Annotated in this window: 4 protein-coding genes; all 4 read right to left on the reverse strand. The window is 64.7% G+C overall.

The window, feature by feature from the left end:
- Window positions 1-103 precede the first annotated feature (103 nt).
- Window positions 104-2,488 (reverse strand): PQQ-binding-like beta-propeller repeat protein, encoded by a 2,385-nt coding sequence (locus tag VN706_04965; GenBank protein HXT14956.1) that lies wholly within the window; start codon window positions 2,486-2,488, stop codon window positions 104-106.
- A gap of 96 nt (window positions 2,489-2,584) precedes the next feature.
- Window positions 2,585-4,399, reverse strand: coding sequence for a hypothetical protein (locus VN706_04970; GenBank protein ID HXT14957.1), 1,815 nt, complete (start codon window positions 4,397-4,399; stop codon window positions 2,585-2,587).
- 699 nt (window positions 4,400-5,098) lie between these two features.
- Window positions 5,099-7,531, reverse strand: coding sequence for an ABC transporter permease (locus tag VN706_04975; protein HXT14958.1), 2,433 nt, complete (start codon window positions 7,529-7,531; stop codon window positions 5,099-5,101).
- A gap of 216 nt (window positions 7,532-7,747) precedes the next feature.
- On the reverse strand, window positions 7,748-8,053 hold a 306-nt coding region (locus tag VN706_04980), incomplete at its 5' end, for a hypothetical protein (protein ID HXT14959.1).

Below are 8,053 nucleotides of genomic sequence, written 5' to 3' on the forward strand. Positions count from 1 at the left end.
CGATGCAGATGACATCAGCTGGTCGTATTGAGACTTCCGGCGGGGACATCACACGCGGCCGCGCACTCGCCTTGCGTCACCCGGAGCATCGTATGAATGAGCATTACCGCGGTGACTGAAACGCGATGAGCACCCAATCGGAGCTGACGATGTACAACATTCCACGGCGTCCAAGGGCTGGGCGTGAATACATCGGCCGGCCCGGCAGGATCGCTGTCCAGCGCGGGGCCCCCTCGTCGTCGTAGGCGTCCAACGACCACTCGAGCGTGGTGAGATTCGTCAACCGCGACACGACAAACGCCACGTCACCCGCCGGCGTAACGACTGCTCCGCTGACCTCGTCCGATGGCACCTCAGTGGCTCGCGCGATGTCCCATCGTTGTGAGGAATCCGGCGCGATAGCGCGGAGCTGCTCGTAATCGACCACGAAAGCTGTGCCCTTGGCGTTGATCTGCGATGCACGGAGGAAATGCAGCGGTAGTGGGGCCTGCCCCATCGGCAATCGACTGTGCAGGAATCGACTCGCGCCGCCCCGATCCAGGCGCGCGTGAAAAGTTGGTGCGGAGCGTGAGCAGGCAGTCAACGATGGGCCACGCTCACCGGCCGAGCAGTGCGTGAGGGAATCCGCTGCCACCGTAGCATCGCGCACGCCCGCTTTCGTGAAGTGCTCGAGGCGCGGGGGCCCGTCGACGAATAGATAGATGCCGCCGTCGGCCGCTCCGGCCGCGTCTTCGATGAAGCCGTCGACGGTTGCCGTAAAGGCACGGTCCCCGCGAGGCGTGAATGCCGTCAATGCGCGGCCGCCACCGACATACGTCATACCGTGCAATACCACGGGCGGTAGCCATTGTGAAATTCCAACCGGGGCACGCCAGCGTTCGCGACCGCTGGTATCGAGCGCGTGCAGCGTGGCGGCGGAGTCGATGATTACGACGCCGTCAGCTGCGGCCGTCGCGCCGGCTACGCGAGGTTCGATGTCAGGGCGTTCCCACTGCTTCACGCCGGTGGCATCGTACGCGAACGTTCCCATTCTTCCCGTGACGACGACGACATCGTCTCGGGTGACGAGCAACGTAGGCGCAGCAGCTGACGCGTTAGACCGTGCGACGGCGGCCAGCGTCACCTTCCAGGTGGGCTGCACCCGAACGAACGCCGCCGCCAGCGTCGAAATCCCCTGGTTCGTTGGAACGGGGCTCTCCGCGCACGCATAGGCTGCTGAGCTGGCGCAGAGCGGAACGGCCGGGTCGTGTTCGTTGGCGGCACGGTCTTCGGGCGTCGCACGCACGCTACCGTCGGGCGTGAGCGAATAGCTTCGAAGTCCAGTGGTTCCGTAGCTCGAGGGACGCGCCGTGACGACGGCGCTGTCCACTCCGCCGTCCGAGTTGAGCCACGGCCGATACGCATAGCGATAGACTTCATAGAATTCTGATTGTGGCGTGTCGACGAACCGGACGCGCGTTTCGGCGACGTTCGAGTCACCACCGACGTTCCAGACGGCGCCGTCCAGAATCGGGCAGTTCGCGCGCAACAGGTACATTCCATAGAGTGACGTCGGCAAGCGTCGTCCGCTTCGCAACAGTCGTTGCATGCATTCGCGAATCTGCTGAAGCCGGCGCGGCGGGCTGGCGATCGCCGGATCGTGTGCACCGGCGTCACGCGATGCATAGCCGCTGCCGCGCAACGTTCCGGATTGGTCGATGGAATAGCTGCGGTACGTGGCGAAGGGATGAACGTGCTCGCGAATAACGAGCTGAGGCTGGCCGACCCCGCGCCACAGCACGCGCCAGCCGTCGACTCGGCCTTCCATCGGCAATCGCGTGAGGCACCTCGTGCCCGACGGTCCGAGCTCGTTCAACGTCGGGGGGAATGTTCCCGCATGCGCCGCCGCGTATCGTTGGGCGCATGCTTCAATCGCCCACGCGACGTGTACCGCCGGAGCAGCAGGCGGAGCGGTGGGGTGCCAATCCACGTACCTGTTCGCGACGATCGGCGAACAGCCGATGGCGAGGACGAAGGGTGCGGCGAGCAGTCCCGCCCCCCACGCTCTGGTCCCCGCCCGGCCCGGCTCGTCGAGGACGCGATGCACCTCGAGCATGCTGCGATACACCAACACGCGAGCACCATACGCGATGACAAACGTCAGCAGCAACGCTGGCAGCGCGGCGAGTAGAAAAATCAGGGGTGCCCCGTACCATGCCGGGAACAGGGCGATCAGCGTGACGACCGCCAGCAGCAGAAGGTTGAGCGGCACCGCGATGCCAAGCGCGAACTGAAGCGCGGCGCCCGGCGGGATCAACGCCGTCGCGAGATCGCTCGCCACCAACACTCCCGGCAGTGTCCACACGGCGTAATCACGCAGCGCCGTCGGCCTCGGGCCAACCGTCGTCGAGCGCGCCGCGACCAACCACAGCATCGGAAGCACGAGCGTCGCCGTCGCAATTGCTACTCGCAAGCGAAGGCGGCGAAGCACACTGGGGAGCGTCCTCATGATGTCATGATGGCGCGAATGCAGGCGCCGGCACGCGCGCGCTCATCGGTGATTTCGCCATGTTGAAAGTAGAGTTCTGGTTGTTTTCTCCTGGTATCACTCGGCGCGCCCGATCCATCGATCGCGATACCGCCGCAGTGCCTCCACGCCGGCATCACGATCGACCGGACGAAAGTGGGGTTCGTTATCTCGCCACCATTCGCGCCAAAATCGTTGCGCGCGTGTGCGCTGCGCCGCGTTTGTCTTCGGCGGAACGGGAAGGGAATCGATGCCCGTCAGTTCGATGAGCGTCACCGTTGCGTCGAGGTACCATCGCTCCTCGGCGAGCGCCGAGATCAACGTTGGGATCGAGCTGCCGTCGCCGAGTGCGAGCATGATGTCCGTCGCTCGCGCCGGCGACAAACCGGATTGGTATGTGACGCTGCTGTCGAAGTTCGGCGGAAGCTCGTACGCGCGTCGCGCCAAGCGCGTGACAACGCGTCGAGTAGCGGAATCGGGAGCGAGTTGCTCGGGCGGCAATGCGTCGAGCATGCGAAGGGCTTCCGAAACGCCTCGTGGATCCGGAATGGCATCAGCCAACGTGGCCCGCCAAACCGCCGGCGGCGCGGCTTCGTGCAGAAGCTCATACAGCGTTGCATTTGGTTGCCGGTATGCTTGCCGCGAGAGAATACCGACGACGCTCGTATCCCGAAGCATCACGAGACGCTCGGCGGCCTCGATGCTCCGCACACGCCAGCCCTGCGAGAGCATGTTCGCCTGATTGTCGTCCAGCGGCGTCGCGGCATACGCTCGTAGGTGTTCGAATCCGGCGCTGTCCCCCAACGCGGCGAGTGCATACGACACATTCGGGGACCAGAGACTCGAATCTGCCCGCACCGCAGCTTGCAACGTGGTCAAGTACTGGCGCGCGCGCGTGCGTCCAACGGCTCCGATGACGTCTTGATTCACGTCCACGCGCTCGCTATCGACGCGTATGGTTGCCGCGGCGAACCGGACGATGCCGCTGTCGGCCAACACTCGCTCAATGTCGAAACCGCGCGTCGCGTACGCGCTGTCGTAGTGCGCGACAGGGACTGACCGCATGGCAGCGATGAAGGTGATCGGAGCCACGCGGATTCCTTCGCCGGCGAAGGGTGACGTGCTATCCGTCGGTGAGAGCTCGGCCGCGGCGGCAACGATCGCGAGCTCGCGTAGCGTATCGGTCGCACGATGCGGACGCAGCGTCCACCGCGGCAAGATCTCGTCGAGGAGCGATGACTCGTACTGGCGGCGGCCGTGCTCATCGGTCGAGCCGCTTCCGGGAATGACCTCCATCCTTGCGGCGATCGTCGCCCGGGCAGTGAAGAAGCGAACGGTCCATGTATCTCGCGCGTCATCGTAGACGGCAATGCCGTCGTGGGTGGCGACGAACACCGTGTCGCCGCTCGACGCAATCGCCGTGGCATCATCGTCTGGAATCGGCGAATTCCTGGACGTAAACCGGCGCCAGGTATGAGTGTGCAGATCGTATCGTGACAAGCCGATGCCTGTCGGGGCCAGCCACTCGAGGCGCCGGTCTCCGATGAAGAAGAGCGCCCGTCGTGTGAGCGCGAGGCCGATCGCGGCAGTCTGCGCCATCGGCGCGGTGGCGATGGCACTCACGGTGTGCGTCGTTCGATCGAATCGGAGAATGGCCGCCGGCTCGACGGGTTGACCCAAGGCGCCAAACCAAAACGCGTCCGTGCCCGCGACGTAGGTCGTGATGGGACCGTCGAACGGCGGCACGTCGTTGTTGAACCAGCTCAAGATGCCGGGTTCCTCGCGCGCAACGCGCCACCGGTCGGCACGCGAGAGATGGGCGGTGAGCGCGACATGCTCATGGACGCCGGAATCGATCACATACTGAAACGAGTGCGTTCGTCGCAGGCGCATCGCGCCCGCAAGCGCCACGGACTGCCCGCGTTCGGGAGGCCGCCATTGGCTCGGTTGACGACGATCGCGTGCGGCCGTCCAGACGCTGGTTCGGCGGTCGAGCTGCCACACATGCGCGGGTGTGACGCTGTAACACGGATCGCCGACGCAATCCGTCCAGTAGACCCGAACAAGCTGCCCGGTGACTTCTATAGAGAGGACGTGTGGGAAGTTATCCTTTCCCTGACCGTGCAGCGCTCCGCCACCGAGCGCGGCAAGCGAAGCGGCAAGCACAAGAGCGCGAATCGAACGAGATAGCATTGAGTCCGTCCCATGGTCGGTCCGATCGTCCGAACGAGTCGTCCCGTCTCGTCGAGAAACTCGCGACGAAGGCGCGCTTCCAGCTCCTCATTGTCAAGAAGGGATTGTCGTGTGTGTCGCTCGCCGCCGGCGGATGGCGGCGAGCGGCTGGCGTTCGGGCGCGGGAGTACAAGTTTATGAATAATGGTGATTTTTCAACAGTCAATCTTCTGTAAGAACGCTCACGCACCTCGAGGTAACTGCATGGTGCTCGCTGCATTCATTCCGACGTGGACGACTACGTGGCTCGATCTGGTATAGCGGCTCTTGCCATCGCTTCAGGCTCACATCCACACGCAGCTGCTCGACGACGCGCTTATCGGTATGATCCAACGACCATCGGTGCCAGCGCCGATGTCCTCATTGCGCATTGAGCGCCGCGAGCGCGCTCACCGTCCCGGCGCGAACGGATGGACGGGCGGTTGCGGCGATCGCCACGAACACGACAACGAACGCTCCGCCGACGAGCGATACCAAGTCGCCGCGTTGGAGCGCGAGGCCGAGCGCCGGGTGAAGCGCGGCGAGGACGAGAACACCCGCCACACCGCCGGCGAGCGACCACCGCCCGATTCGCTCGATCAATGCGGATGCGATCTGCCGAGGAGACGCGCCGAGCGCGAGACGGATCGCATTCGCATGTGCGTCGGCCGCGGCGACGAACGTCACCGCGCCGTAGATGCCGACGACGATCAGAATCATCGCGCTCAACGCGAAGACAGACAGGACGCTGAGTTGAAAGATTTGTAATGCATACGTCGCTCGCACTTTCGCGCGAAGTGGTGCCGCGTCATCCAGCGCAAGGGACGGATCCAGCTCGCGGAGCGAGCGGCGAACGCCGTCGATCGGAGCCGGCCCCTGTGAGCGAAGCGCGATCACCGTATGAGGAAACGAGGCCTGCGCGTCCGAGAGATAGATAATTGGTGAATCCGGGCTTCCGAGATCTTTCTCCTTCGCGTTTGCGACGACGCCCACGATCGCGAACTCCTGCGGCTCGTCCGCTCCTGGCGGCGTCAGCGTAACGGAGCGACCTACAGGACTGGCGCTGCCGAATGCTTGATGCACGAACGCTTCATTGACGATGGCGACGAGCGGAGCGTTCGGCCCGTCTGTCGCTTCGATCACTCGGCCCTTCCGTACGGCGATGCCAAGCGTTCGAAAAAAGTTCGGGCTCACGGCTCGAAGCGCCGCGGTTGACGATGAATCCGCCGCACTTCCAGCGTCGCGCAGCTTGTAGGCGCTCGACATGAGACCGCCGCTGAGCGGCATGAGGCTCGCCACGGCTGCGGACTGCGCGCCAGGCAGCGCTCGAACGCGATCGAGAAGCTGATGCGTGAGATTCCAACGAGCCATCGCCGTGCGGTAACGCATGCCGCGCATCGGTATCGTGGCCGTGGTCACGCCGGAGGTCTCGAAGCCTGGCTTCACCGAATTGAGCCGCGCATATCGCGTGTAGAGCGCGGCCGTCGCACCAAACAGAATCGTGGCCAGAGCGGTTTGTGCGATGATGAACGCGCCCAACGCGCGCGTGCGCGCCCGCGAACCCGACGTCGTGCGTGATTCGTTCATGAACCGCTTGACATCGAGACGACGAACCCAGAGCGTCGACGCGAACACGGAGACGAAAGCGGCAGCGAACGCAACGACGGCGGCGAACGCGGTCGTCGTCGCCGTCCACGCGATGCCGTTTTGGCGCGGCAGAGCGACAGGAGCAACGCCAAGCAGCGTCGACCGCGCCAGTGTTCCCAATGGAATGGCCACGACGAACGCGGCGAGTCCCAGGAGCGCTGACTCCGCGACGATGAGGCCCATCACCTGCGATCCGGAGGCACCGAGCGCGAGGCGGATGCCGTAGGCCGCGCGGCGGACAGTCGTGCGCGCCAGCATCGCCGCGGACGCGTTCGCGCACGCGATGAGCAGCAGAACCGCGACGCACGATGACAGGAAGACGATTGCAGGCTTCACACGGCCGACGATCATGTCGCGCAGTCCGAGTGCCCGGATCTTCCAGCCCGCGTTTACCGGCGCATCGTCTTGGCGCGCCGAAGCAGCCAGTGCCGCGAGCCGAATCTCCAACTGTTGGCGCGACACGCCGCGCGCCAAACGAGCGACCGCCGTGAGATCTCTGCTGCCGCGCCGCATCATCATCGGCGGTGGCGGCCGGCGCGGCACCCAGAGCCCGACATCGCGATCCATGGCCGGGCTTCGAGGAAATTCAAATTGTTCATCGGTAATGCCAATGACCGTGTACGCGTCGCCGTCGATCGTGATCGAGCGGCCAAGCAGTGAACGATCGGCGCCATATCGCCGCTTCCACAGCGCGTTCGACACGACGACGACGTGCGCCGGAGTGTCCCCGGCATCTCCGGCTTCGATGCCGCGGCCGAGCGCGGGCCGAACACCGAGCGTGCGGAACAACGCGTCGTCGACGTTGCCGGCGATCACTCGTTCGGCGTCGTTGTCGCCGCTGAGGACTGCTTCCGAATACGAGAATGCGGTCACGGATTCGACCTCTCGCATCGCCTGATACCGCGGCAGATTGGTGTACGCGATACCACCCGGATCGAGTCGCCGATCCGGCTGGAACTCCTGAATGACGACGAGGGACTCCGGATCTCGATAGGGAAGGGGCCGGAGAATCACGCCGCGCGTCACGGTGAAGATCGCCGCGCTTGCCGCCACGCCGATGGCGATCGTCAGTGTGATGAACACCGCGGCGACGAAGTCGCGCCGCAGCTGCGCCGACGCGTCGCGAACCGCGAGCCGGACGCTGGACAGGAATTGGCGGGTCCGCATGAGCTACCCGCCGTGCGGCGAGTCGTCGCCGCGAGCCATGGTCGGCACGAGCTTCGCGCACTTCATTGTCCTCATACGTCCCTCACTCGGTCACGTGGTGGGCAGCACCGGAAACATTGTTCACGTGCACCGAGCGCGAAGGGACTAAAGTCTCATGTCTTCGCCTCGCGATTTCTCTCGACAAGGAGCCTTGCCTCGTCGCCAGCGCGACGGCGCTTACTGCTTGACCGCCGTGAAGCTGCTGCTGGCCGGGAAGAGCGTTCCTGTGGTCGACGTCGACGTCGAATTCACGATGCCCGTGAAGATCGACGACAGCGAGCACGCGCCGCAGGGATTGCCGATGAATAGACGGAGCGTATCGCCATTCACCGTGCCGATGACAGTCTCGATGACGCCGACACCGCCGACGTTGGTCGACGTGCCGTTGACGAGACCCGTGACGCTTTGTCCGAGCGCGAAGGTGATCGGCACCGTCGATCCGGGAAGCGTCCCTACCCAGGTACCCGTGGTGTTCACCGTGGG

The sequence above is a fragment of the Gemmatimonadaceae bacterium genome, from assembly GCA_035606695.1.
GTDB lineage: Bacteria > Gemmatimonadota > Gemmatimonadetes > Gemmatimonadales > Gemmatimonadaceae > JAQBQB01.

What these genes read in the sequence shown, in the direction of transcription:
- VN706_04970 (HXT14957.1), bottom strand. Translation starts at nt 4,399, where the DNA reads ATGCGCCTGCGACGAACGCACTCGTTTCAGTATGTGATCGATTCCGGC.
- VN706_04965 (HXT14956.1), bottom strand. Translation starts at nt 2,488, where the DNA reads ATGAGGACGCTCCCCAGTGTGCTTCGCCGCCTTCGCTTGCGAGTAGCA.
- VN706_04975 (HXT14958.1), bottom strand. Translation starts at nt 7,531, where the DNA reads ATGCGGACCCGCCAATTCCTGTCCAGCGTCCGGCTCGCGGTTCGCGAC.